The following is a 409-nucleotide window of genomic DNA, read 5'->3' as shown; positions in this document are numbered from 1 at the left end:
GGAGGACCAAGTGATGGTGCAACTACCTTAACTGTAAATGTAGCAGCTGCAGGGAATTATAATTTAGCAGTGAAGTATATAGGGGCAGATGCTAATAGAAACTTAAAGATAGATATAAATGGAACAAGCACAGGAGAAGTTTACACTCCAACACCAACTAATGGATGGTCCATAGGAGATGCTAAAACTTTTACTGTGGCAGTAAATTTAAATAGTGGAATAAATACTATTAAGTTCCATGGAGATGGAATAAACTATGGTCCAAGTCTTGGAGAAGTAACATTAACCTTAGTATCCGGCACAGTAACACCACCAACAGAACCAGTGAATCCACCAACAGTGCCAACAGGAAGTAATCCAGTTTATAAGTATAATGCAGCAGAGGGAATGCTTTCTAATGGAGCTTTAA

1 protein-coding gene is annotated in these 409 nt (G+C 38.4%); it reads left to right on the top strand.

Translation table 11 applies throughout. From position 1 onward, the window contains the following. Positions 1 to 409, top strand: a 409-nt coding sequence (locus tag GBZ86_RS19095) for a carbohydrate-binding protein (protein WP_479690760.1), incomplete at both ends; no start/stop codon positions are given.

It is taken from the genome of Clostridium tarantellae, assembly GCF_009295725.1.
GTDB classification, from domain to species: Bacteria; Bacillota; Clostridia; order Clostridiales; family Clostridiaceae; genus Sarcina; species Sarcina tarantellae.
The sequence above is the reverse complement of the archived record's forward strand: the minus strand, read 5'-3'. Positions and strand labels throughout refer to the sequence as shown.